The following is a 25,861-nucleotide window of genomic DNA, read 5'->3' as shown; positions in this document are numbered from 1 at the left end:
ATGAGACTGCTCCTTCACATGTAGCGTTTCTTTAGATCATACCTTTCTCACCTTAAATGAACCTAAAAAAAGCAGAGTAGTTTCCCTTTGTGCGAATTTGTGGTACATCTATAATGAAAGGATGAATACATTTATGACAAAGACTTTGGTCATCGCGAGCCACCCTAACTACCAGCATTCACTTTCACAGCGATTTTTTGCTGAAAGTGCCAAAATCCCAGGCGTGACCCTTCATTTTCTTGATCAATTGGATCAGTTTATCCTTGCGGATGAACTGGCATTATTGGCAGATTGTGATCGATTGATTCTCCAGTTTCCCCTGTATTGGTATAGTGTTCCAGCTAAAATGAAAGCCTGGATCGATACGATATGGACAGAGGCAAAACCTTTATTGACCGGCAAAGAAATTGGCTTTGCCATTTCTACTGGTGTGGCAGCAAAAGAATTTCAATTGGGTGGCAATGAACAAATCAGCTTCAACGAAATATTGCGGCCGCAATTGAGAATGGCCCAAAAATACCACATGACGGTGCTGCCTTTGATCGTCTTAGATCAGTTCATGTATAAAACAGAAACACAAAAGCGAAGGTTCGTAGTGGACTATCAACAACTACTCACTATGCCCTATCCTTTTTCATTTGATCAAAAGCAGCAATGGTTTGCAGATAGATTGCACTCGCTCATCGAAGTCAAACCTCAGCTGGCACCTTTATTGACACAATTGGAAGAAAATCGTGAGCTGATTCAAGATTTAGATGAGGCATTGGATAGTTTGGAGGAATCCCTATGATTGAACCATGGATCGAACAACTCATTACTGCTGCCAGCAATGAAACCAACGACTATCACGAAAAAGCCCTCTTACAAGGGCTAGCTGCATTATTTCAAGAGCAAGAACAGCGTATCACTTCTAAACAAGGTGAGTTGGATGGTAAATTGTGGAATCCCAGTGACTGGTAATCAAAAAACTGCGCCAAGATTCGGTGAATCTGGTGCAGTTTTTTCAGTTCTCTAAATGGCGGCGATGTACGCTTGCTGCAACAACGTCGTGATTGGGCCTCTCTCGCCATTTCCAATCAATTGGCCATCAACCGATACGATCGGTATGATTTCCCAAACAGAATTGGTCAAGAAGCATTCTTGGACATCCTTTAAGCGAGTAATCGATACGGCTTCTTCTTGCAACGATAGCCCCAATTCTCCGCACAGTTCCCGCACCTTGATTTTGGTGATCCCTGGTAAGACCAGAGGTCCATCGGGATGTGTATACAGTTTTCCTTCTAAAACGAACCAAAGATTCGATGCCGAGGCTTCAGTAAAAAAGCCATCTCTTTGCAGCAAAGCATCATCAAAGCCTTTTTCAATGGCTTCATCCAATGACAACAAATTTCCCAATAAACTTAACGATTTGATGTCGCAATGCAACCACCGCTGGTCTGGGATCACAGTTGCGTTCAGTCCTCTTTGCTGCATCTCTGTTGGCCGTTCGAAAGGAATTGCATTGGCTGTCAACACTGGCTGAACAGTTCCTGGATCAGGAAACTGGTGATTTCTCGGAGAAAATACGCCTCTTGTGATCTGCAGGTAGATTTCTCCATTGTCGATGCCTTCAATGGCAATCAATTTCTGCAAATTGGCGGCAATCCGCTGTGGCTCATAAGGCAAGGCTAGTTTGATCTTTTTCGCACTCGTTGTCAATCTTTCCATGTGTTCAGCCAACATATAGCACTGACCACCATACACTCTGATCACCTCATAAATGCCATCACCGTATTGATAGCCACGGTCCTCTATATCGATGTTTACCTGATCTCGTGCAACGATATCTTGATTCCATAATACGTTCATCCTACCCACTCCTCAAGACTTTCTGTGACATTAGTATAGCACGTTATGGGTGTCAAAGGGATCGCAATTTACTGAAAAAAATGTTGTGGGATCGTACAAAAAAACAGCTATCCGAGGATAACTGTTTCAACAATGTTATTCTTTTTCAATCACTGAATGCGATAAACGATGCGCTTGCCAATAACGAATAAACGTACCCGACATGGCCACAACGATCGAGTAGACAGGCAGAGCCACGATCATTCCTACAAACCCTAACAGGTTCCCAGCAATCAACAACAAAAAGACAGCAATGATTGGATGGATGTGCAGCACTTTATTCATCACTAATGGAGAAACCAAATACGATTCACCAAACTGAATGATCGTGATCCCAAGCACCAGAAGTAGACTTGTTTGGATATCTTGACTGAGTGCAAATAAGAATGCCGGTGCAGCCCCAATAAAAGGACCAAAGTAAGGAATAATGTCCAGTACCCCGCAAATCAGCCCTAATAAAAGGGCATTTTGCAAACCTAGTAAAGAGAAAACCAAATAACTAGATACAGCAACATAAGAACATACAAGCAATTTGCCGCCGATATAAGCTGAAGCCGCTTGATGGAAATCATCACACAACTGCAAAATCAAGGCGCGATACTTTTTGGGTGATTTCTCTGAAAGAAGTGCTGGCAGCCGGTCCCCATCTTTGAACATATAAACCAATAGCAGCGGAATCGTGAACAAAATAATCGCCGAATGAGATACGATCGAGATCAGGCTGGTTAAACTATTGGTAGCCCCTGTCAAAAATTGCAGCGCAAAATTGCCGATTTGTGAAAAATTGACAGATTCCACCAATGGATCAAAGACCGTTTGCAAATAAGAATGATCAATATTCTCAATCACTAAATTGATGATGATTGGCACTTGACTGATAAAGCGTCCCATTTCAGCGGCCAAGGCAGGACCAATGACTTGGATGATCAAGTAAGCCGCAAAGACAATCAACAACAATGTCAACATCAGAGCCACTTGTTTTTTCTGGGTCACACGTTTGACCCAATTGAAAAAAGGCAAAAAGATGTAAAAAATAAAGATCGAAATCAAGACTGGCAGAAAGACACTCGAAAAAACAGCCTCAAGGGGTCTGAAAACGAATAATATATTAGAAAAGATCCAGATTGCTAGTCCTGTCAGGCAAATGATCACCAAACATGCAAAAATTTTTGATTTTTGTAAAAACTTCAAATGATTTTCCTCCAAATGGCTTTAAATGATTTATATGTTTATATGTTTAAATGAAACGCATTTACCGATTAATTTTGATGTGCGGAAAAAGGAATATGTTGGTGAGCCACACGAATGATATGTCTGCTCAGTCCAAATTGTAAGAAACCAATCAGCAAGAAGAAGACATGCAGCCCATTTCCGCCCCGCAACATCCCCACTTGAATGAGAACCCAAGCAACCAAGCAGCCACCCATACACATGCTTAGATAGTTATCTTTTTTCCGTATCATCAACAACGCCGCACTTAAATTTCCTAGGCCCAATACCAAAAACAAAAAAATGCCAGGAACCAAAAAAGTAGAAAAGGGCGTATGCCGCAGCATGGTATGTGACAACCCCATGTATGTGTCACCATTTTCCAGCGGCTGCCAACTCAGCCATGCAATCATTCCCCCAGCACAAGCCCCAAGACCAACAAATAAAGCGATAAACAACAGCAGCCACTTCCCCATCTATTCACACCTTCTCCTTTTTTTAGCCATTGCCAGCGTGTATCTGATCTTCCTCTCATGAAGAAAAGCCGTATGCTACCCCACCTGTTTTGCCCACTTGTTTAAAGCCGCATGCTTCATAAAATGACATAGATTGTATCTGGTCATCTGTCAAAAGAATCTTTTGTCGTACATCTGGAAAAGCGGCAATCATCTTTTCTAACAACGTTCGGCCGATATTTTGCCGTTGATAATTCGGCAAAACCAATAGATCCTGGATATACAAGATCGTTTCTCCATCTGTTACAGCTCTGATCAAACCGACTAAGCGCTCTTGATCATACGCTGCCAGCACATCAGAACGCCGCAAACCCGCCAGCAATTTCTCAGGCTTTCGGGTGTACAGTGTCCAACCAACTTCTTGATATAATGCCAAAATTTGTGCCTCATCGTGAGGGACACCTTCCTGAAATACGATCATCATAGCCACTCCTCACCTCTGCCAAATACATCATGCCTTATTTGGCTCATTTTATTCATGGTATCGTGGCGAAACACACCTGTCAACGTTTTCAGCTGAATAAAGGACATTTATTATCAAGTGGTCATTTGATCTGGTTGCTTGCCAATGCTCTATCCGATTCACTGAAGTGGACAAACACACTATATGTCAAACTGCTGACTGACCCGCTCAAACAAAGACTAGCCAGCAGATCACTGGGATAGTGCACACCAAAATACACGCGCGTCATCATCACCAGCAAAATATAGACCATACCACCGGCCATCACCCATTTCCTAATATGCGATTGACGTCTTGAAGACTCAGAAGCCATCAAATATGGAAAGATGACGATGCAAGTCAGAACGAAGGTAACCGCCAATAAGGTATGGCCGCTAGGAAAGCTGAAAGATGCCCGTTCTGCATGACCGGCAAATGAAGGTCTTGGACGCGCGATCATTGATTTGATCCCTTTGCCCAAGCCGCTGACCAGAATCAAGTTCCCCCAGAGCCAAATCATCAATGTCCACGAACGACGCCAGCATAAACCGATGCTTAAAAGTAAAAGAGCAGCTGTGATAGGTATGATGGTGGCCGTCGCTGCAATTGCGCAAAAAAAAGTATCTAATTGATCTGAACGATGCAATGGCCATTGACTGAACAAATGGTCAATCGTTGACAACATAGCTGGATGCAACCAGACGAGCAGCGACAATAGCAAGAAAAGAACGGCGAGAACAGCACTACAAATCAGATATCGCTTTTGATGCATACTCACTCAAACCTCATTTCCGAATCCTGTCTTGAATCGATTGCCAGTAAAGGCGCTTTGTTCAAGCCCAAAATGATGCCCATCGCCATGCTGATCGCCAGTAAAGAGGTGCCTCCTTGACTCAGAAACGGCAAGGGGATACCCGTCAAAGGCAATAATCCGATCGCTGCACCGATATTTTCGAAAATCTGAAAGACTAAACCAAAAATAAATGTGATGGCAATATAGACTGAAGCTTTGTTGTTTGTAGATAACGCCGCGAAAATCACTTGATAAATCAAATAGAAATACAAAAAAATCACCAAAGTACTGCCTAAAAAGCCAAAGGTTTCTCCAATGACAGTAAAGACCATATCGGATTCCCGGACTGGCACATACACAGTCACATGCTCTGGACTTGCCCCTAACAATCCACCAGAACCAATGGCCAACATACTACGTACTTGCTGGAAAGCAATCGAATCTTGATAGGCAAAAGGATCGACCCATGCTTTGACTCTGTCAAGCTGATACTGAGAAAAGGTCAATTGGAATAGTAGCCGATTGCCCCATTCTGTAAATACCAGCAACAGCAAAACACCGCCAACGAAAACAGCAAGACTAGCGATCACCGTCAATATTTTCCAATGAACACCGGAAATAACAAATAATGCCGCCAGCATCACAACAAAAACCAGGCTAGTCCCAAAATCTCGCTGCATATACATCAGCAAAAATGTCGGTACACTATATAATAAAATGCTGCCAACATACATCTTATCGGTTTGAATCGTGCGCGTTGTTTTGCGTTTTTCATAGCGTAAGGTCAAATAGACCATAAATAAAACAAAGGCGATTTTCATCAATTCAGAAGGTTGGATCGTAAAGCTGCCGATCCGCAACCAACGCTTTGTATGTGTTTCAGCAAACATGAAGGGATCATATAACCAATGCAACGATGCCATCAGTCCAAGAGATAGGACATACCAGATGCCAGAATAACGCAATAGAAACGATGTTTTTAATAAGCTAGCCGCCCCTAATACAAGGACCGACAACACACAAAATATAATCTGCCGCAGCATCACGGAACCTGGTTCGCGACCATCCATTACTGCCGCTTGATATTGGACCCAAATACTCAGTAGATACAATAAAAAAATCGGTAATAACAAGGCATAATTGATTTCACGCTGTTTGTACAATCGCATATTGTTCCACTTCCTCTCTCGCCAATTTTAGACATAACCCGAAGGCAAAAGATAAGATAAAATAACTGGATCCACCATAACTGATGAATGGCAGCGGCACACCAGTCATCGGCATCAGGCCGAGGATACTGGCAATATTGATACTGGTTTGCATCAACAATAAAGTCGCTGTACCAAGCAAAATCAGCCCAACCTGGTTATCCTGGCATGTGGCACTACGCATGAACAAGCGCATAATGATCGTAAACAACAAGCCAATCACAAAGATACCGAAAATCAAGCCCATTTCTTCTACCAGAACAGAGAAAATAAAGTCAGTTTCAGCTACTGGCAAAAACCCTTTTTTCGTAATACTATTGCCTAAACCCAATCCGCTTAAACCACCATTAAACAAGGCATAATAAGAATGGATCATCTGAAATCCTTGGCCATATGGATCAGAAAAAGGATTCCCGACCAAGCGAATCCGGTTATAGACATGTGCAAACATCGTTGGCAACAAATTATGCTGACCTAGAAGCAGAATCAGTCCCCCTACGCATCCCATCATCAGGACTAAACCACCAAATAACAGCGCCGTGACCTTGACTGGGACTTGAACAGTTGTGATCATCATAAAAGCCAAAAACAACAAGATAAAGACCCCAGCCACTTTTGGTTGAAAGAGTATCAGCAAGCAGCATACCACAAGCAGCACAAATGGTTTCTTCATCTCTTGCAACGAAGCTTTCGGCGCCTTAAAAAAGTGCGCCAGGTACAAAATCATGCCCACATTGACGATCTCAGAAGGCTGGAACTGTAGCCCAGCGATTGCTACCCATCTTTGGGCGCCATTGACAGTCACGCCAAAAAACGGTATATGAGCCAATAAAAGCGTCAATACGCCAAAGCCAATCAAACCTACAGCCAAAGAACGCCCTAGCAGCACTTGAACGCGCACCCGCTGCAGCAAAAGAATCAATCCCCAGCTTAATACCAAAAAAATCAACTGCCGTTTGAACAATGCGGAAGGCTGTGCCCCAATCGTCAATAGGCGAAACGAACTTGCGCTGTAAATCATCAAAAGCCCAATCGTACTTAAGACAATATACGATAGGACCATGAGCCAATCCGTCTTTTTCGTTTTCATTCGATCCACTCCTCTTTGCCTTAGAGTCGGTGTTCAGACGGTCATCGATCTAACGTGCAGCCTAAGAAAAAAGTCTAACTTCCCTTAGGACGTTAGACTTTTTGCAATCTCATCGTCCGAGTTTTAGCACTATACAACGTAAAGCAAATCAACTTGCTTAGCTATTTTATGAAAAGCCTTAATCCGACAATTCCTGTTTTACACATTGGCGTCTTTCGACGTTTCTGCGCAATAGCCTATGTTTGTATAGGAGCCTCACCTAACAAGGTTTATTGTTATTTTATATCCAGTAAGATGTTACCTTTCTTCGACCGCTTTGACAATAGCCGCCAAATAATAAAGGATATTCTTTACTATTTCTTAATTATATCCCTCGTTTTGAAGATATTCAATCACTTTCTGAATTTTACTCTTTTGGTCTTTTAAACGTCTTATTTAAAAATAAATAACTTTCGTAATAAAAAAAGGTCGCTATTCAGACATTATCTGAACAACGATCTTTCTCCTTAAAGGCATACACCGTTCCATAGAGTGTTCGCCTTTATATGGTTAAGGTTTCTGTTTCCCTTGTTTCTTTAATTGTTTATACGCTTTTTTGGATCCGCGAGACAAATCTTTATTGAACTTATACGTGCGATGATCTATAAATAATTGATCAAGATCATACCCTTCCGGATACAATTCCGTTTGTTTGATCAGCAAGCGAATTCTTTTCACTGCGACCATGGCCATCTCCTCATCGATCCATACTTTGGCCTGACCGTTGTCCGCATACTGATAAAATATCCCCTTTTGCCCTCGATCTCCTGCTAACACTTGATCACCCTTGCTCAGTAACTGGGAATGTTCAGATAAATGTGTATGCTCAGGAAGCGGTGCAAACACATTTTTTTGCAAAGGGTACGCTTTGCTCGACAAATAAGTGATTGCTTTGGCAACGATTGGTTTGGGGATCTGCATTTTCTCAGCGATCCAAAAAGCATTGCTTTCGCCTACCTGATTGACCAATAGACGATACTTAGGTGCCAATGTCTGGGGATCAAAAGCCATAGCAGCCGTTTGGAAGTCAGGATGATCCACTGCAAACTGCTTGATTTCACCATAATGCGTCGTGGCGATCAGCAATGCCCCGGAACGATAGATGGCATCCATGATCGCGATTGCGAGTGCGGCGCCTTCATTTGGTTCCGTGCCACTACCAATCTCATCCAATAACACAATAGAATTGCGCTGATTTTCAGCTAAAATACCGGCAATATTTGCCATATGGCCTGAAAAAGTACTTAAGGCATTCGCCAAACTTTGCTGGTCGCCGATATCCATCGAAAGACTTTTTAAAAACGGGATGCTGCTTTGACCATGATGGTTAGGAAACAACCCATGATGCGCCATGGCACAAATCAAGGCCACCGTTTTTAAAACAACTGTTTTGCCTCCTGCATTTGGTCCTGTGATCACCATACAGCGTGTTTGCATGCCTAAAGACAAATCTAGAGGAACTGCTTCATCGCCAAGCAAAGGATGCTTGACCTGATCCAAGATTAGTTCTTCCTTCTGGTTGAGCGTCAAGGGCATCCCGTTGATGTCTCGGCAAAATTTGCCCTTGGCAAAAATCACATCGAGCACAGCTAAGCAGTCTAAGCCTTGGTGGATCAACGGCAATTCCTCAGCAATCAAGCCGGTCAGTTCAGCTAAAATCTGATACTCGATCGCTGTTTTTTCCGCTTCTGCCAGAATCAAACGATCATTTAACCGGGCAACTGTCTCGGGCTCAATGAAGACAGTTCCGCCTTTGTTGGATCGTTCAATGATCGACCCTTTGAATTGATGCTGCCACTCTACGCGTACCGGCAATGTATAGCGATCATTCTTCTTGATCATGCGGTTGTCTTGCAAGTACTTCCCTTGTGATAAAAACTTTAAAAAAACTTTTTTTAAATCAGCTTCGATCTGATCAATTTTACGAACGATCTTGCGCAAATGCCGATTTGCCTCTGGATCAATGCGCTGATGACGGATGGATTGGCTGATTTTCTCAGTGATCAGCGTAAAATCCGCCAACGAATCACTATATCCGGCCAAAATCGGTGCCAAAGCGCGGTGCTTTTCAAAGAAAGTTTTGATTCTCGGCATAGATCGTAAAAAGTCGCCATAAGACACCAATTCATGGGGCATCAAAATAAAACCTTTTTCGATTTTTTCTGTATCAGATTGCGCATGCTGTATGCCCATAAATGGCACGGCAAGGCCTGCTGCCAATAACGTGACGGCTTCCTTTGTTTCCTCCATCCGCTTAACTGCTGTTGTGTAAGAAGCTGCCGGTGCCTCAGATGAAAATAAGTTTTTGCCGTAATCACTGATGATTTTCTTTTTTACTTGTACTTTGATTTGTTCAAATTCTGCTGCTTGAGGTATCTTCATGTCGGTTGTCCTTTCTGGTGCCTGCAGAATCCGAACATCTCTGCGTCCAAAAAAGTGTACAAAAAAAGCGATAGTTCCCCATCACCTGTTTCATCAATAACGATTTGTATCGGTATCTGCAGGCACAACAAATAAACATACTTTATTTCGTTTATTTGTTTAAATTGTCTGATTAGATACCGTAGACACTCATAACATACCTCTTTCGCTTTTTGAACGTGTTTCATTCATTGTAAACGAAACCACTGAAACTTGTCAACATTTGGCCTGGTCCTGCAAATCAAAAACACCAAAGTCAGATCACTTTGGTGTTTTTATCAAATAAGTTGGCTTACGAGCGAATCAAATGATCGAAAGCACCTAATGCTGCAGTGGCACCAGATCCCATTGAAATAATAATTTGCTTGTAGGCACTATCTGTACAATCGCCGGCAGCAAAGACCCCTTCAATGTTGGTCGCGCCTTGTTTGTCAACAACAATTTCATTCCGCTGATTCAAGACGATCCGGTCTTGCAACCATTCTGTATTGGGCATCAAGCCAATCAGAATAAAGACCCCTTCAACAGCCAATGTGAATTCACCGTTTGACGCACGATCCGTATAAGTCAACTGCTCTACGTGATCTGATCCAGTGATTTCTTTGGTTGCAGCGTTTGTAATAACAGTGACGTTGTCTAATGTCTGCAATCTCTTTTGCAAGACCAAATCAGCTTTCAACTCTGGCAAGAATTCCAATACATAGACATGCTTTGCCATCCCTGCTAAGTCGATCGCTGCTTCGATACCGGAGTTTCCGCCGCCGATGACTGCTACTTCTTTTCCAGCAAATAGTGGGCCATCGCAATGAGGGCAGTATGCGACCCCTTTATTTTTGAATTCTTTCTCTCCTGGCACATTGATATTGCGCCAACGGGCACCTGTGGCCAAGATGGCTGTTTTGGTTTGTAAAATAGCACCATTATCTAATTCTACTTCAACAAATTCATTGCGGCGGATATCTTTGGCACGCTGGCCTTTCATCACATCGACTTGATACTCATTGACATGATCTTCCACTTGACGCATCAATTTAGGTCCTTCGGTATACAAGGTGCCGATCATATTCTCGATCCCTAGTGTTTCCATCACCTGTCCGCCGAAAGTTTCAGCCACCATACCGGTTTTGATTCCTTTACGCGCTGCATATACCGCTGCACTTCCACCAGCAGGTCCGCCACCGACCACAAGGACATCAAATACTTCTTTATCCGTAAAGGCTTCTTTACTGGTTGGCCCAGCTGCTTTTTCTAACAATTGTTCAATCGTTTGGCGACCGCTGGCAAATTCTTCATTGTCTAAAAAGACCGTTGGTACAGCCATGATTTTCTTTTGATCGATTTCATCTTTGAACATACCGCCTTCGATCATTGTATGACGAATATTCGAATTCAAGACAGCCATGATATTCAATGCTTGTACAACATCCGGACAGTTATGACAAGTCAAACTAACATAGGTTTCAAAGTAAAGCGGCCGATCAATGGCTTTGATCCGCTTTTGCAATGCCGCATCAATTTTCGGCGGACGACCGCTGACTTGCAGCAATGCCAGAATAAATGATGTGAATTCATGCCCAAGAGGTAATCCAGCAAAAACGATGCCGCTGGTCTTTCCTGGTTGTTCGATGGAAAAACTCGGTGTCCGTTCCAAACTTTGTTCTTGCATCGAGATTTTTGGCGACATTTCAGCGATTTCAGTTAAAAAGTCCCGTACTTTTGCCGAGCCTTCATCTGCGCCTAACGAAGCTGTAAAGACAACATCCGCTTCTAGCATCGCCAAATATTGAGTTAATTGATCTTTGATCCCTTTATCTAATCCCATGTGTACCTCCTATATTTTCCCTACTAGGTCCAAACTAGGTGTAAGTGTATCTTCGCCTTCTTTCCACTTGGCTGGACATACTTCCCCTGGATGGGTGCGTACATATTGCGCTGCACGGATTTTATCGATCAATCCGCTTGCATCGCGGCCAATCCCGTCAGCATTGATTTCGACTGTTTGAACGACACCATCAGGATCGATAATGAACGTGCCCCGTTGTGACAAGCCAGAGGCTTCATCCAGCACATCAAAGATCTCTGAGATCACATGAGAAGGATCTGCGATCATGATGTATTCGATTTTGTTGATTGCGTCAGAATGATCATGCCACGCTTTATGGACATAATGTGTATCAGTTGAAACTGAGTAAACTTCAGTGCCCAATTCTTTCAATGCATGATATTGATCTTGCAAGTCTTCCAATTCTGTTGGACATACAAAAGAGAAATCCGCTGGGTAGAAGCAGACAACATTCCATTTCCCTTTGAAATCTTCAGATGAAACATCGATAAATTTACCTTCGTGATAAGCTTGCGCTTCGAATGAACCAATTTCTTTTCCAATTAATGACATTACATTTCCTCCAATTAGAATTATTATTTGAGAATAATCTCTATTAATTATTAGACTAATTCACCGAAAATTGCAATAGTTCTCGCAGAATTCCTTTATTTAAATTATTTTCTCCTCATAAATAAGCGTTTTCCTTTTACTCTCCTGAAAAATATTATATGATTTTTGGCTGACCTTTATTATGAACGTTATTTTAATCCTCTGAGCATTCTCATTTACTATCTTGATTCTCAATTACAAAAAAAGACCCGCTCTCGATTTTTCGGAAACGGATCATCTATTTATTTAGTTTGCGTCGTTAAGAAATGGAACAATCCAACAATCGTCGCCCCTGGTAATTCTAAAACCGTATCATCCAGACGGGCTTCTTCCACTAGATAATGATCTTGAAATGCTTGACCATTCTCATGTACACTGTGATTTTAAACCTGCTATCACGGGATGTAAAGAAACCTTGCTTGCCAGAAGGCTGTTTCTTTAGTTGCGTTTTCGATTCACTTGCGCCAAAAAGAAATCTTGTAAAATGCCCCCTACAACGAAAATCAGCCAAGAATAGGCCCAAGCATGAAATACAAATGACCACATAAAATATACCACCAAAATCACTGGCCAATAGACCGTATGAAAGAAAATAACTTTCCCTGCTGCATCCCCATATTTATGCTTGCTGGCCCGATGCCCCATCTGATCTTCATCTCGAATAAAATACGTTTCATTGACTAATTTTGCATAACCTGAGCGAATCACACTGACGTAAACAATGAAGAAGACCCCCACAGCCACCATCAATAAAAATAGCGCAACACCAAAAGGCATATCATAGTAAAAGATACTACTCATCAGTACAGGAGCCAAAGAGAAAATACACAAGCCGATCCCCAAGACCAAACCAATCCGAAAACTTTTTTCGTAATCTTCCAATTGCTGCCGTGCAATGTGTTTGATCGTTTTTGAGATAAAGCGATCATCCATTTTCTTGCGGCTCGCTGCATATTTTAAAGCAGCAGATAGGATGAACCCTACCCCGAGTGCACCAAAAACCAGCATCATCAAGACCCCCAACGCGCCAGAGCCTTGCCCTAACAAAAATGACATAATAGCAAGCGAGGCAATACATAGACCAATGCCTGTTGACACATACAAAGCAAAATAGCGCACCGTCTGCCAATAGTCAAAAGATTCTTCTTCGCTGAGGGCATCTGTCCAGTCCTCATCCTCTTGCGCTGCTTCAGATGAAATGTCCAATGCCTGTAAGAGTTCATCCACAGAGCCAAATTCGCTGATGACTGCACCGATCGCTTCATGTTCGCTTTTTCCTTGACTGATCAATTCATGGTAATGGTCCTCCATGATCGCGGATAAATCTTCTTTGGCTTTTCTCGTTTCAGGTGTGATTGGCACGTTCAAGAATAAACTGTCTAAATAGTCATGTATGGTTTTCATTTTGCTCCTCCTTGTAAGAACTGGTCAACGACGATTTTGGTCTGTTGCCATTCTGTTCGTTTCTCTTTCAATAACTGCTTGCCTGCGGACGTGATCTGATAATAGGTCCTTTTCTTGCCATGGGTCACTTCACCTGGATATGAACGGATCAGGCCTTGCTTTTCCAAGCGGGTAAAGGCAGAGTATAGCGTGGTTTCTTTGATGACATAGACGCCATCTGTTCCTTCTCGGATCTGTTTAGAAATCGCATAGCCATATGAATCTTCTTTTGCAAGAATAGATAGAATGATCGCATCATTGTATCCCCGAATCCCGTCACTCGAAATCATACGATCCCTCCTCAATTACTGCATCTGTCGTACTAATTATAAAACAATTACTACGACAGGTAAAGTAAACTTGCTAAAATTTACCAAAATCGGTCTAAGGTCTTACTTGAATACAAAAAAAAGAAGTGACCTGTCATCACTTCTTTTTGCATTGATTTACTTATTCAACAGCTGGTTGGACATCCGCCAGCATTCGTTCAATTGATTCTATCCCTGATCCTGCCAAATACCAAACCGCCGCATCCAACTCAATGATATGATCATTTTGACCAGCAGTCGTTTCTTGCACGATCTCGTTACTGATAAAAGCAGATTGCGATTCTTCGCCGCCAATTGCTTGCGTGCGGTCCACAACAAAAATCAGATCTGGATTTTTTTCTAACAAAAATTCATACGAGATGCTTTCTCCATGGGTCGATGCCTCCAACGTATCATCCACTGGAATGAAGCCGAAAGTATCATACAAAATACTATAACGAGAACCTGGACCAAAAGCAGACAAATTGCCTTCGTTGACCATCACGATAAGCGCCGTTAACCCGCTTTCTTCGGCACTGGCATGCAAGGTGTCGATTTGGCTTTGCAAATCAGCCATCTGACGCTGCGCTTCTTCCTCTTTGCCAAAGATTTCTGCCAGTGTTTGGATATTGCTTTCGATCGAAGCCCAAGTATCATCATTGTCCACAGAAAGAAATATCGTTGGTGCAATCGCCGCTAACTCATCTTGATAGTCTCTTTGACGGCCAGAAATGATGATCAAGTCCGGCTGCAGCTGATTGATTTTTTCTAAATCAGGTTCTTTGATGCCGCCTGCGGATTCCACCGTTTCAAATGCAGATAGATACGCGGGCAAATTGCTGATAGCAGCACCCACCACTCGATCGCCGACACCCAGCACATTCATGGTGTCTATTGCACTGTTATCGAAAACCACGACTTTTTCTGGCTGATAGGGTACAGTCACCTTGCCATTGCTGTCTGTCACTTCGATGTTAGTAGGTGTGTCTTCCGTAGACGCCTCTGTTTGTGCAGCTGTTGATGCTGCTGTTTGACTCTCTTCTTGCGTTGTACTGCTTCCGCAAGCAGCCAACCCCAAAAACATCCCGATCGTGATTACGCCTATAACTAATTTCTTCATTGTATCCTCCTAAATTTTTTTTATGTGAAGGGGTAGCAAAAATAACTGCCCTCCACGGGTACCAATTTGATAGGTAATTCATATAATTCAGACAACAGAGATTCTTGGATGATCTCTGTTGTGCTGCCAGCACGCAAGACTTGGCCGTCTTTCATGGCAACGATATAGTCTGCATAGCGTGCCGCATAATTGATGTCGTGTAACACGATCACTACCGTTTTCTTTTCTGATTGCACCAACTCGGTCAAATGATTCATGAGCTGGCTCGCATGTTTTAAGTCTAAATTATTCAAAGGCTCATCTAACAAGATATAATCGGTTTCCTGCGCTAAAACCATTGCCAAGTAGACCCGCTGCAATTGTCCGCCGGATAGCGCATGGATCGACCGCTCTTTGAAATCTGCCAGTCCCACTTTGTGGATTGCTGAAGCAATGATCTGTTCATCTGCAACGGTTTGGCGTCCGCGGTTATAAGGATAACGGCCAAAAGCCACGAGTTCTTCAACGGTTAAGTGCACACCATATTGATTGCTCTGCTGCAGATAGGCCAACTTTCGTGCCAATTCTTTCCCAAGCCATTGTTTTAATTCTCTGCCGTCCAGATAAATGGCGCCTGTCCGTTCATTTAGCACGCGGCTAAGCAGAGAAAGCAAAGTGCTTTTGCCGGCACCATTGGGTCCAATCAAGGCAATCAGCTGTCCTTCTGGTAATGTCAGATCACAGGCTTTAATGATTGGCGTTTTCCCATATGATTGATGGAGATTTACTGTTTCGATCATCCTTTTTTCCTTTCCAGAATCAATTTCGATATAAAGAACAGACCGCCTAAAAATTGGATCACAGTATTGACTGTGATCGTCCAACCAAAGACTTGTTCTACAAAAAATTGCCCAAAGACCAGCAACAAAAAGGCGATTAGCGTGCCGCCAAGAAAAAGCCATCCGTGGCGAAAAGTTGGTATGACTTGATAAGTGATGGTCACGACCACGAATCCTAAAAAGACGGTCGGACCAACCAATGCTGAGGCGGTTCCGGTGAGCAGAGCAATCAAAAACAACAGCAAGCGATGCACGAAAGGTACTGGTATCCCCAAACTCACGGATTGTCGCCTGCCTAAATGAAGGACATTCAGTTCAGGAATCAAAAAGACCAGACAAAGACTGCCGAGCAAGATGATGCCGGCTGCCCATAGCAAATGCTGTGTATGAATGTGATTAAAGCTGGCAAACAACCGGCCTTGAAGCATATCGTATTCATTTGGGTCCATCAAGACTTGCAAAAAAGTACTATAACTGCTGAACATCGTGCCGCAGATCATGCCCGCCATCAATAACAAAAATAAATGATGGCCTTTATTCTGATAAAAAAATCCAATCAGCAGACTGCCCAAGAGCGCTGTGGCCAAGATTGACAACAAAAACATCGTTGTCGTTTCCTGACTGAGTATTTGAATCCCCCCTACCAAGAAAAACGACAGGGTCTGGATCAGAACATATAATTGATCTAATCCTAGAATGCCAGGGGTCAAATAACGATTTTGCGTCATCGTCTGCAACGTAAACGTACTGAATGAACTAGCGATCGCTACAAGTCCAAAGGCCAGCAAGCGTCTGCCCCGCAACGCGAAAGCAAAAGACCAGTTGCCATATGTGTTATAGGTTAAATAAGCAAAGACTGCACATAGGCTCAAAAGGAACAAACTCCCCACTTTTACTTTCATCGTATCTGCCTCCAAAATAGTAAACCTAAGAATAAGCTGCCGCCAATCATGCCCGCAATCACGCTGACAGGCATTTCATACGGTGCAATCACGGTCCTGGCTAAGAGATCGCAGATCAGCAAGAAACTGCTGCCGGCAAAACAAGTCAACCACAAATTGTTCTTTAAATGATCGCCAAAGAATATGCCAATCATATTTGGTACCACGATCCCTAAGAAAGGCAACTGTCCCACCATCAACAAAACAATACTGCTGGCAAAGGCCACTAACCCTAGAACGAACATCCGCAAGAAGCCATAATTGATACCTAAACTACGGGCAACATCTTCTCCCAACCCGGCAATCGTGATTTCATAGGTCACAAAATATAAGAGAAAGAATACAGGAATGATGAGATATAACCATTCATATTGGCCGACTGTGATCGTTGCAAAATTGCCTTGCAGCCATGAAGATACATTTTGGACTAATTGATAACGATAGGCCAAGAAGCCGCTGACTGCGCCAATGATATTGCCAAACATCACCCCAGCCAATGGCAGCATCATGGGGTTGTCCTTCGGCAATAATCGACTGATCGACAGAAACAGCAAGACACCAAGATAGGCAAACAAAGCAGCCACTGCCGTCCGCAGTAAAACCGAGCCATTCGGCAAAAACAACATAACCATCAAAATGCCCAATCTGGCACTATCACTTAGTCCTACTCCTTCAGCTGCCACAAATTTATTTTGCAGTAAATGCTGCATAACCTTGCCGCAAAGACTCACGATGCTCCCGGCAATCACTAAACTGATCGTTCGTGGCAGTCTGATTTTGACCAGAACCATCCATGCTTCCGGTACCCCTGCCAGCAATCCAGCTATTGAAAGCTCGTGGGTGCCAACAAATAACGAGGTGATCATTAAGATACAAAACAGCAGAAAAACACTGATTCTTTTCATTTTCTCCTCCAAAATATAATTGATAACGATTCTCATTCTCTATATAAGGGTACTTGATAATGAAAAAAATCACAAGCATTTTATGCATAAAAAAAAATAAACCTACAAAAAACGTAGGTTTACATCGCTATCCGTATTTTAAAATAACTGTGCATTATTTGATCAGCGCATCGATGGCCAGTTGGTTTAAAAAATGTAATGGAAATGAGATCGTTGGATTAAAAAAGTAGTCCATGGTAGCCAATTGCTGCAATGTTGCTTCACTATGGATCAAAGTGGAAATCGTATTGATGATCTCCAAACTACCGCGATCACTCGTAATGATCTGCCCGCCCATAATCACTTGACTCTCTCGATCATAGATCAGTTTCAGCGTGACTTCGAAGTTTTCTTCCCGGGTAAAAAAAGTACGGGAATGAAAGGTTTTGGTCACAGAATCAACCTGAAAGCCATAATATGGTGCTTCCGTTTCATTGATACCAGAGCTGCTGACATAATAACCAAATAATTTACTCACCACTGTTCGCTGCATTTTTGGAAATGGGATCTTGGCGGTGCCATTTACAGCTGCCAACAGATTGGTTGCTGCGATGATTCCCGTCCGATAGGCGTTTGTGACTAGAGGGATATACAAAGAACTATCAGAATGATTGAAAGGTATCGACACCAAATCGCCAATCGCATAGATTGACGGATCAGATGTTTGCAAATAATCATCCGTCCGAATCGTCCCATCTAGATTAAGGGTCAGAAATTCCTCCACCAAAGCAACATTTGGACGGGGATTGACCGCGTAGACAACGATGTCCGCAGAAATTTCCTTACCGTTGGACAATAAGAGTCCTGTGTAATTCCCCGCTGCATCTTTCTTGGTATGGGCGACATTGCTATTCAAATAAATGCGCAGATTTTCAGGAAAACGCGCCATCAAAATTTCAGCGATTTCCTGATCGAAATAGCGAAATAACAATGTATCCATCCGGTCAATCAAATGAACTTCCTTATGCTGTCCGCTTAATGACTCAGCCAACTCGAAGCCAATCAATCCAGCACCGACGATGGCCACCGTTTTGGCCGATTGAATCTTAGCCAATGCATGACGTGACTGTCCAATCGTTTTATAGGTGGTGATCTGTGCTTCAACATCTTCTGCAAATTCCGTCCGAAACGTACTGGAACCCATTGCCAAAATCAAGCCATCATAGGCGACTTCATCCTCTTGCACAAAAGATGCTGTCGACGTCTTGAATTGAACCACTTTACGCGCAGGATGAATCGCAATGACTTCACTATTGAGCATCACATTGATCCCTTCTGACAACAGTTCGCTCGCTGTCGCAGTTCTAGAGTCTTGCAACTGCTCGATATACCCTTCCAAGACTAGATTCAAGCTGCTCGCAATGTAGCCTAGAACACTCGATTTTTCAATGATGATCACATCTACTTTGGGATTTGCTTTTTTTAAATGCCGTGCTGCTGCTAACCCTGCATGAGAGCCCCCGATTATTACTATTCTCATACTCTTTCCAACTCACTTTCAAGGTTATTTCTTCTGATTTCTTCAACGATCGCATGCAATCGTGCTTCTTCAAACGGATTGGCACCGCCTGTCAAGATCATTTGCTTTTTGTAGCGATAACCTTCTGCTATCTCTGGATGATCGACAATCAATAGATCATAGACTACTGTTGGCGCTTCTTCAAAATGTATATTGGGATAGCCAGCCAATTCCTTGATCAAAAAGCGCCGCAAGAATGCACTGCGCAGTTGAGATTGGGATAGCAAGATCCCCACAATAAATTTTTGTTCTTGCTTCACTTGCAGCCAATCCTGTACCAGCAACAATTCATTCACTAAATGCTGGATCTTCTCTGCTGAATAGACTTGCCCTGATTGTTTGGCCAATGCAGCAATCGCTTGCTGACTCGTGGTCAACTCATGTGTATTCGAGACCGTTTCAGGCTGTAATTCAGCAAAGGCAACAATTGATCCTTGCTGATAGATCGACTGGACACTGATTGTTGTTAGCATCGAAAATAGGGCTTCTTCTTGGTGGCGTCCCGGTGTCATGTCATTCAATGCTTGCAACAATACTGTGTTGCTCTTACTGATTTGAGACCAAAAAAAATGAGCGCTATCTGTGTCAGGAAGGGATGGGACGATGATGCCCTCTGCCAATAAAAACAAATACAAATAAAGGGTTTCGTAGTCACTCCAAGAGACGGCAAACCGACTTAAATAACGACCCATCACATTTCTAAGCACTTGAAAATCTGCATCATTTTCCAGTGATTTTAAGAGTTCATAGGACCCATCATGCTGTTGCGACCCTCGGTAATCGAAACGGGCTTCCATCAAACCAAACCACAAACTCAGTCTTGCTGCCTGACCCTTTGATAACTTGATGGCCAATTGGCCCTCGATCACACGAATCAGATTATCCGTACTGGCCCGTGAAAAATGACTTTTTATTTTGGCTGCAGGATAACTTTCTGCGAAGAATTGAAAAAAGAAGAAACGAATTTGACGTTCATCCCCTACCAACTTCTTGTTCTTCAATTGAATCTCAAATTCGGCTAATAACGTATTGATCGTTTTGAAATGACGAAAAAGCGACGCTTCACTCAGCACCAATTCCAGCATCATTTTGGTCGTCGATTCTTCTCGATGAAAAAACACATAGGATAAAATTTTAAAATCGATGGCTTCTGATAAATATTGGTACAAAAATTCTCGTAAATCAAAATCTACTGGGAGCGTCAAATGGACACGATCATTTTCCCCATTGCTGATAGTCGCATCTTGATGAAACGCTTGTAAAGAGGCAGCAAGATTTTGCATTTCTTTTTGCACTGTAGGCGCAGACACAGATAATTTTTTGGCGATTTTTTTATAGGAAATCTCTGAACCTTCTCGAAAAAACATCGCCAAGATCTGGAAATGGACCTGCTGATTTTTTTCAAGTAATTGCATCAAATTCACTGGGGATCCCTCCTCACGTATGATCGATCGACTCATTGGTTCCATCCTGGTTTTTCCTCTCCATTGTTCATGGGCACAACGCACTTTGTTTTGTTTCTCTGTAGTAGAAATGGTAAAATGCAGGGTGGAGAAAGGTGTGTACAAATGAAAACACGATTGATTGTTTTTTTTAAGAGTGATTTATTATTCACTTTATCATTGATTTTGGCCCTTGTCACCTGTTTGACCGGGCGCTTTAGTTGGTCTTTTATTGATTATAAAGTTATCTTCTCATTATTTGGCTTGATGCTCGTCATCAATGGCTTGGAACACGCTGGTCTGCTCCATACATTAGGGCAAACCATCCTTCAAAAAAGTCAAAATTTAAGAACATTGATTCGCTCGATCGTGCTCTTGAGTTTTTTTAGTTCAATGCTGCTGACCAATGATGTGGCAATTTTGACTTTGCTCCCCATGTATATCATGTTAACGCGTGGCATACAAGAACGCAGTAGTGTCCTACTAGGTGCTGTCTACCTGACAGCGGCGGCAAATATGGGCAGTAGCTTATTTCCTTTCGGCAATCCGCAAAATTTGTTTCTATTTTCGTATTATGCGATTCCCTTGCCGCGCTTTTTAGCCACAACAGCTACCTTTGTTGGGCTTTCCTTGCTTGCTTTACTCCTATTGATCCAACTATTGCCGAAAAAACCGTTGAAGATCACAGTAGAACCAGTGATCTTCAAAAAGAAAGAAACAACAGTATATAGTGGCTTGCTGCTTGTGATGATCCTCGGTATATTTGACCTATTGCCCATGCCAGCTGCTGTGGGTCTTACTGCTGTTGTGATTTTTTTTCAAAACAAGCAATTATTTGTAAAAGTTGATTATCTGCTGCTGTTGACTTTTGTGTTCTTTTTTCTGATCGTGGGCAACATCCAAGCACAAACTGTAATCATTGATACGATCCAGCCTTACTTTCAAGAAAGTCATCAAGCACTGATCGGCAGTATCTTGTTGTCACAAGTCATTTCCAATGTTCCGGCAGCTATCTTGAGCGCGCCCTTTACTACCTTGGAAAAAGCGTTATTACTTGGGGTCAATCTTGGAGGTCTCGGTACGTTGATCGCATCATTGGCAAACTTGATTGCTTATAAATTGATCAAACAAGCCTTGCCGCAGGAAACCAAACAGTATCAAAAACGCTTTTACCTTGTGAACACTGCCTTGCTGATCACAGTAGCAGCTGTTGTTTATATACTCTTATGATCAGCAACACATTCATTTCGAACGATTAATAACTCAAAGACGATTTTGGTCGTACTGATACGGTGCTGCTTTTGTTCAAATACTTGTTGACAGATTGTGTCAAGCGCACTCGGTGCATAGTCATCCGCAAAATAAGCCCGAAATGTGGGTTGGTCAATAACTTCCGTGACCACATAGGCAAATTGCTGACTTTTCCATGGAATTTCTGCTTGATCCAGCCATCTTTTATAGGTATTGTTCAATTCAAGTGCATCATTAGCTTCTGCAGGGATTTCAAAAGGCTGAAAAAGATCCTCTGACTCCTCCACCACCCGCAAAATCAACAAGCACGTGGTTTTTTGACAAAAACGCAGCAATGATTCTTCATCGACCAATGCAGGATTCATAGCCATAAAAATACATGGATATACAGTGGGATCAGCAAGGAATGACTGCTGATCTTTTTTTATCCGGATGATTTTTTCTTGTGGATCTGGTACACGTTGACGTATGATGCGCAGCATTTCTTGTGAAAAATCAAGCGCTACATATCTTTGAACAAAAGGATAGAAAGCAGCGACGTACTTTCCGCTTCCTGCCGCAAAATCGACGAAGGTGTCAAGCGGCAAGATGTCTATTTCCCGTAAATAGGCCACCAGGTCTTTGGCAATCGGCAGCTGTGACTCTTCTTGAATCTCAGCGTAGGTATCAGCAAAATCATCCCAGAAAAGCTCCTCTGGTGTAGACATCAAGCAAAGCCTCCAGTGACCACGACTTTACCCGTATGATGGTTTTCTACGAGCGCAGTCGCCTCTTTCAGATGAGGGACCGTTATCCCACCAGTAATTGTTTTGGTTACAGTAGCATGGATGGTTTTATCTGCCAATAATTGCGCAATCTTAGTCAGAATAGCGCCTTGAGAAGCAATATCATGACCGGTATCTGTTTTAGCAAACATATATTCCCAGAAAAAATCGACACATATATTCTTAAATGGATTCAAATCAAGTGGTTTTTCGGTGTTGACGATCATGCCGATTTTACCAAAAGGCGCGATTAAATCAATACATTGAGGCAAGTAAGCCGATCCGTCATAGAATAATACGATTGCCTGAAATGTACCCTCGATCTGCTTCTTGAGGGGCTGATGGTGATCGATCGGGAAATCAACACCATTCTGGCGAAGCCATGTCTGGTTTTCTGGACTACTGGTTCCATATACTGTCAAACCAGCCCATTTTGCCAATTGCGCAGCAATTGATCCTACCCCGCCGCTTGCATTCACGATCAAGATCGAACCGGTATTGGCGTTTTCTCTTGGCACAAACCCCATTTTTTCAAATAGCAGCTCCCAAGCAGTGATACTGGTCAACGGCAACGCAGCCAGCACTTCTTCGGTGACACCCTCTGGCGCTTTGGCTACAATTCTGCTGTCTACCAGCTGATAGTGTTGATTTGCTCCCGAACGATTTGTAGTTCCTGCATAAAATACCCGATCTCCTATAACGAAACCTGTCACAGATTCACCAACCTCTGTAACCACGCCGCAGGCATCATACCCTTGCACGATAAACTGATCGGACTTTTTGATGCTGGTCCGTCTTTTCACGTCGATTGGGTTGACAGATATTGCTTTTACCTCGACCTGTAAATCCTGAGGGCCTAATGTCGGCAAAGTGATCAATTGTTGCTGGAAAACACCCGGGTCTGACAAAGAACGACCTTCATAAAAACCAATTGCAGTATGCATCAAAAAAACTCCTTTCAAAAAAAGCCAAAATGGTTATAACAACCATTCTAGCATTTTTCTTCTTATAAGGGCTAAGATTATTTACTAGGTACCACTAATGGAACCAAAAACGCATAGCTGGTAAAGAAATCCAGTAATGACCGTTTCCATTGGTCAGAATCGATCGTTAGCACAGCCGAATTTGGCTGCATATGAATGGTCAATCGTTGATTTTTGTCTAAGAGGATACGTATTTCCCCTACATTCTCCGTCTGGAAATCATAGTCTTTATTTTCCATTGTGGTAATAAAAATTTGATCCAAGACAGTGTCCCCAACAGGAAAATCTGTTTCCATATCCACCGACAATCGTTGTGTATTGTCGATCAAGCTTGGTGATACAGTAAAGCCTAATTCTTTGATATGGGCTAATATTTGATTGATATCATAGTTGAAGAGTGACAATTGATTGACTGAGAATATATTTTCTGCATGCCATTGGCGAATCAAATGCAAGATTTGATCATCATTCACTAAGACCGATCGCTGTGCTGAATCAATGGTCAGTAGCGGCAAGTAACTTGATTCATAGGTACTGTTGATTGGATTCAGTTTGAAATACAAGTCAAGCTGCTTTGCTTCCGTCAACTGGAACCTGACATAGAAATGTTTGGTTTGCCATGTGTCATAATTATCTGTCGCGGAGAGCTGAATCGATTTTAGTGGTTTCAAAAATTCATAGGCATAGTATTCCAGCAAAGTTTTCTTGGCAATCGTCGATATGTCTTTTTCGCCTATGATCAAATGCTGATAATGGGTATGTAACCCTTCGAAATCAGATTCCATCATCGATTTGCGTAATTTTAAATCAGCCAATTCTTTTTCGGCTTGGTCGATCAGTGCTTCGATCCTTGCGTGATCTTGGGCTTTTGCCTGATAATAGTCATCTTCAAGGACTGCGTCTGTATCTTGCGGCCATTGTTGCTCAGATGGATCATTTATCTGGTCCGTTGACACGTCCAAAAGTGTCTCTGATTCCTCCTGATACACATCAATCGCTTCTTCAGATGTTTGAGTCTCATCAACTAGATATTCAGTTTCTTCAAGTGAATGTTCATTTTGATTACTCGTAGATTCTTTCGTCAAGTTCATGCAACTCCTTTCCAGTATACCGATTCAAAAAAGTGATCAATTTAGCCGAAAAATCTTCAAATGAACCGAAGTAAGCATCGATTTGGCGAAATTCTTTTTCCACTATGGCTTTCTTCAAGCGTAAGTTTTGGTATTTTTTTTGCAAACGTTCTTTCTCATAGGTGATTTCTTCTTCATTGTTGGTATATCTTTCCCACTCTTTGCGTTTATCTTCTAAAGCTTTTCGTTCATTGGTCAATTTTTCAAGTTCTTCCTCCACTTTCGTGCGGTTAAAGAAACCTTTCGTTTCAGTCAGCTCCTTTTCTGCTGCTGAAACTTGATCGATTTTTTCTTGGATCGTTTTGACTTCAGAAATTGCTGTGATCCGTTTGGCTTCCAATTGATCGATCTGTTTTTCAATCGACGTCAACATTTCCCGATTGCCGCGTTGAAACTTATCCCATTCATCATCGATTTGGGGAATCACAAATATTTCTGGAACACTGGCATCGATCCCAATCGTCGCACGTTCATGGAAATACGTGCCGATTTTATAATAATGTACGGTTGGTGAAACCTTTTCGCAATGTAACATGAACGGAAAGGTCAGCGTGAAATGATCATGGATCTTCCGCGCCAATAATTCATCTATTTCATGGTTTTGATTTGATGTTTCCTTTAATTGCTTGTGTAGACGACCATTGTAAATTCGGTAAATTTCTGGAATATCTTCGTTCTCAATTGCTGTTTCAAAATCTTGGAGATCTTGCAGCATTTGACCAATATTTTTAGAGGCAACATGCTTGATATCGACAAATGTTGCTTCTTCTGAGCTGGAAAAATCTTCATGATCTACTTCAACTTGTTCTTTTTTCCCTTCATCAGTCATATGACCCCTCCTTAAAATACTTCATTACTAGTGTATCATTTTTTACAAAAAAAAGTTATTTTAAGTCATCACTTTTAATAATTTCATGTAATATCTCATTTTTTCCATGTTGATTGGCTTCAAATATAAAGTAATGTGATTATCTGCTATAGACCATAAAAACAACATAAAAAAACGTATATCGTGAAATATACGTTTTACATTGCGTGGCGACGTCCTACTCTCACAAAGGGAAACCCTTCACTACAATCGGCGCTAAGAAGCTTAACTTCTGTGTTCGGCATGGTTACAGGTGTATCCTTCTTGCTATCGCCACCACACTATTCAATTG

General features: G+C 42.3%; 25 protein-coding genes, 1 rRNA gene and 1 riboswitch. Of the genes, 3 read left to right on the top strand and 23 right to left on the bottom strand.

The features are described from left to right. The first annotated feature begins 121 nt into the window (after positions 1–121). Complete coding sequence (locus ACYVRS_RS12295) at positions 122–790, top strand: NAD(P)H-dependent oxidoreductase (RefSeq protein WP_313511111.1); 669 nt, start codon at positions 122–124, stop codon at positions 788–790. Beyond that, positions 787–960 carry a hypothetical protein gene (locus ACYVRS_RS12290; RefSeq protein ID WP_312497465.1) on the top strand — a complete coding sequence of 58 codons (174 nt, stop codon included), beginning with the start codon at positions 787–789 and terminating at the stop codon, positions 958–960. Before ACYVRS_RS12295 ends, ACYVRS_RS12290 begins: the two co-directional genes overlap by 4 nt. 51 nt (positions 961–1,011) lie before the next feature. On the opposite strand, the gene dat is transcribed toward ACYVRS_RS12290, so the two are convergent. The 18 genes from dat to ACYVRS_RS12200 all read right to left on the bottom strand — a co-directional run bounded on the left by dat (position 1,012) and on the right by ACYVRS_RS12200 (position 20,546). Continuing rightward, on the bottom strand, positions 1,012–1,848 hold the full coding sequence (gene dat, locus ACYVRS_RS12285; protein ID WP_313540326.1) for a D-amino-acid transaminase: 837 nt from the start codon (positions 1,846–1,848) through the stop codon (positions 1,012–1,014). Between the two features lie 135 nt (positions 1,849–1,983). Next, complete coding sequence (locus tag ACYVRS_RS12280; RefSeq protein ID WP_461203445.1) at positions 1,984–3,078, bottom strand: AI-2E family transporter; 1,095 nt, start codon at positions 3,076–3,078, stop codon at positions 1,984–1,986. Between the two features lie 68 nt (positions 3,079–3,146). Further along, positions 3,147–3,572 (bottom strand): hypothetical protein, encoded by a 426-nt coding sequence (locus ACYVRS_RS12275; protein ID WP_313540329.1) that lies wholly within the window; start codon positions 3,570–3,572, stop codon positions 3,147–3,149. Positions 3,573–3,627: 55 nt separating this feature from the next. After that, positions 3,628–4,035 (bottom strand): GNAT family N-acetyltransferase, encoded by a 408-nt coding sequence (locus ACYVRS_RS12270; RefSeq protein WP_312497461.1) that lies wholly within the window; start codon positions 4,033–4,035, stop codon positions 3,628–3,630. Between the two features lie 121 nt (positions 4,036–4,156). After that, positions 4,157–4,825: a phosphatase PAP2 family protein gene (locus ACYVRS_RS12265; RefSeq protein WP_461203444.1), complete on the bottom strand. Its 669-nt coding sequence runs from the start codon at positions 4,823–4,825 to the stop codon at positions 4,157–4,159. A gap of 2 nt (positions 4,826–4,827) precedes the next feature. Beyond that, positions 4,828–6,015 carry an FtsW/RodA/SpoVE family cell cycle protein gene (locus tag ACYVRS_RS12260; protein ID WP_461203443.1) on the bottom strand — a complete coding sequence of 396 codons (1,188 nt, stop codon included), beginning with the start codon at positions 6,013–6,015 and terminating at the stop codon, positions 4,828–4,830. After that, positions 5,993–7,144 (bottom strand): FtsW/RodA/SpoVE family cell cycle protein, encoded by a 1,152-nt coding sequence (locus ACYVRS_RS12255; RefSeq protein ID WP_461203442.1) that lies wholly within the window; start codon positions 7,142–7,144, stop codon positions 5,993–5,995. Before ACYVRS_RS12255 ends, ACYVRS_RS12260 begins: the two co-directional genes overlap by 23 nt. 101 nt (positions 7,145–7,245) lie before the next feature. Next, a riboswitch (M-box (ykoK) riboswitch) is annotated at positions 7,246–7,418 on the bottom strand. Between the two features lie 275 nt (positions 7,419–7,693). Continuing rightward, positions 7,694–9,565: an endonuclease MutS2 gene (locus ACYVRS_RS12250; protein WP_461203441.1), complete on the bottom strand. Its 1,872-nt coding sequence runs from the start codon at positions 9,563–9,565 to the stop codon at positions 7,694–7,696. A gap of 331 nt (positions 9,566–9,896) precedes the next feature. Then, positions 9,897–11,426: an alkyl hydroperoxide reductase subunit F gene (gene ahpF / locus ACYVRS_RS12245; RefSeq protein WP_461203440.1), complete on the bottom strand. Its 1,530-nt coding sequence runs from the start codon at positions 11,424–11,426 to the stop codon at positions 9,897–9,899. A 9-nt stretch (positions 11,427–11,435) separates the two neighbouring features. Then, entirely contained in the window at positions 11,436–11,999 is a 564-nt protein-coding gene (ahpC, locus tag ACYVRS_RS12240; protein ID WP_054114559.1) for an alkyl hydroperoxide reductase subunit C, read from the bottom strand. A 477-nt stretch (positions 12,000–12,476) separates the two neighbouring features. Further along, positions 12,477–13,442, bottom strand: coding sequence for a permease prefix domain 1-containing protein (locus ACYVRS_RS12235; protein ID WP_313539737.1), 966 nt, complete (start codon positions 13,440–13,442; stop codon positions 12,477–12,479). Then, positions 13,439–13,771, bottom strand: a complete 333-nt coding sequence (locus tag ACYVRS_RS12230) for a PadR family transcriptional regulator (RefSeq protein WP_312497453.1) — start codon at positions 13,769–13,771, stop codon at positions 13,439–13,441. Before ACYVRS_RS12230 ends, ACYVRS_RS12235 begins: the two co-directional genes overlap by 4 nt. A gap of 160 nt (positions 13,772–13,931) precedes the next feature. Continuing rightward, the gene (locus ACYVRS_RS12225) at positions 13,932–14,909 is read right to left on the bottom strand and encodes a siderophore ABC transporter substrate-binding protein (RefSeq protein WP_461203439.1); all 978 of its coding nucleotides are present in this window, start codon (positions 14,907–14,909) and stop codon (positions 13,932–13,934) included. 20 nt (positions 14,910–14,929) lie between these two features. Continuing rightward, the gene (locus ACYVRS_RS12220; RefSeq protein ID WP_461203438.1) at positions 14,930–15,688 is read right to left on the bottom strand and encodes an iron ABC transporter ATP-binding protein; all 759 of its coding nucleotides are present in this window, start codon (positions 15,686–15,688) and stop codon (positions 14,930–14,932) included. After that, positions 15,685–16,629 (bottom strand): iron chelate uptake ABC transporter family permease subunit, encoded by a 945-nt coding sequence (locus ACYVRS_RS12215; RefSeq protein WP_461203437.1) that lies wholly within the window; start codon positions 16,627–16,629, stop codon positions 15,685–15,687. The genes ACYVRS_RS12220 and ACYVRS_RS12215 overlap by 4 nt, the downstream gene beginning before the upstream one ends. Further along, positions 16,626–17,573: an ABC transporter permease gene (locus ACYVRS_RS12210; RefSeq protein ID WP_461203436.1), complete on the bottom strand. Its 948-nt coding sequence runs from the start codon at positions 17,571–17,573 to the stop codon at positions 16,626–16,628. Before ACYVRS_RS12210 ends, ACYVRS_RS12215 begins: the two co-directional genes overlap by 4 nt. Positions 17,574–17,727: 154 nt before the next feature. After that, on the bottom strand, positions 17,728–19,092 hold the full coding sequence (locus tag ACYVRS_RS12205) for an FAD-dependent oxidoreductase (protein WP_054114551.1): 1,365 nt from the start codon (positions 19,090–19,092) through the stop codon (positions 17,728–17,730). Next, complete coding sequence (locus ACYVRS_RS12200) at positions 19,089–20,546, bottom strand: AcpB/EbpR/MafR family transcriptional regulator (RefSeq protein WP_313539746.1); 1,458 nt, start codon at positions 20,544–20,546, stop codon at positions 19,089–19,091. The genes ACYVRS_RS12205 and ACYVRS_RS12200 overlap by 4 nt, the downstream gene beginning before the upstream one ends. A 153-nt stretch (positions 20,547–20,699) precedes the next feature. Between ACYVRS_RS12200 and ACYVRS_RS12195 the strand changes: the two genes are divergently transcribed. Then, positions 20,700–21,803 (top strand): SLC13 family permease, encoded by a 1,104-nt coding sequence (locus ACYVRS_RS12195; protein ID WP_461203435.1) that lies wholly within the window; start codon positions 20,700–20,702, stop codon positions 21,801–21,803. Here ACYVRS_RS12195 and ACYVRS_RS12190 read toward each other — a convergent pair. The 5 genes from ACYVRS_RS12190 to rrf form a co-directional block, all read right to left on the bottom strand. Then, positions 21,788–22,531, bottom strand: coding sequence for a class I SAM-dependent methyltransferase (locus ACYVRS_RS12190; protein ID WP_461203434.1), 744 nt, complete (start codon positions 22,529–22,531; stop codon positions 21,788–21,790). The genes ACYVRS_RS12195 and ACYVRS_RS12190 overlap by 16 nt on opposite strands. After that, positions 22,531–23,532 (bottom strand): zinc-binding alcohol dehydrogenase family protein, encoded by a 1,002-nt coding sequence (locus ACYVRS_RS12185; RefSeq protein WP_461203433.1) that lies wholly within the window; start codon positions 23,530–23,532, stop codon positions 22,531–22,533. The genes ACYVRS_RS12190 and ACYVRS_RS12185 overlap by 1 nt, the downstream gene beginning before the upstream one ends. Before the next feature lie 77 nt (positions 23,533–23,609). Continuing rightward, positions 23,610–24,656 (bottom strand): hypothetical protein, encoded by a 1,047-nt coding sequence (locus tag ACYVRS_RS12180; RefSeq protein ID WP_396170714.1) that lies wholly within the window; start codon positions 24,654–24,656, stop codon positions 23,610–23,612. Next, complete coding sequence (locus ACYVRS_RS12175; protein ID WP_461203432.1) at positions 24,634–25,530, bottom strand: coiled-coil domain-containing protein; 897 nt, start codon at positions 25,528–25,530, stop codon at positions 24,634–24,636. The genes ACYVRS_RS12180 and ACYVRS_RS12175 overlap by 23 nt, the downstream gene beginning before the upstream one ends. Before the next feature lie 204 nt (positions 25,531–25,734). Continuing rightward, positions 25,735–25,850: ribosomal RNA gene (gene rrf / locus ACYVRS_RS12170) — 5S ribosomal RNA — on the bottom strand. Positions 25,851–25,861: the final 11 nt, after the last annotated feature.

This window comes from Enterococcus salsurae (assembly GCF_054784955.1).
The sequence above is the reverse complement of the archived record's forward strand: the minus strand, read 5'-3'. Positions and strand labels throughout refer to the sequence as shown.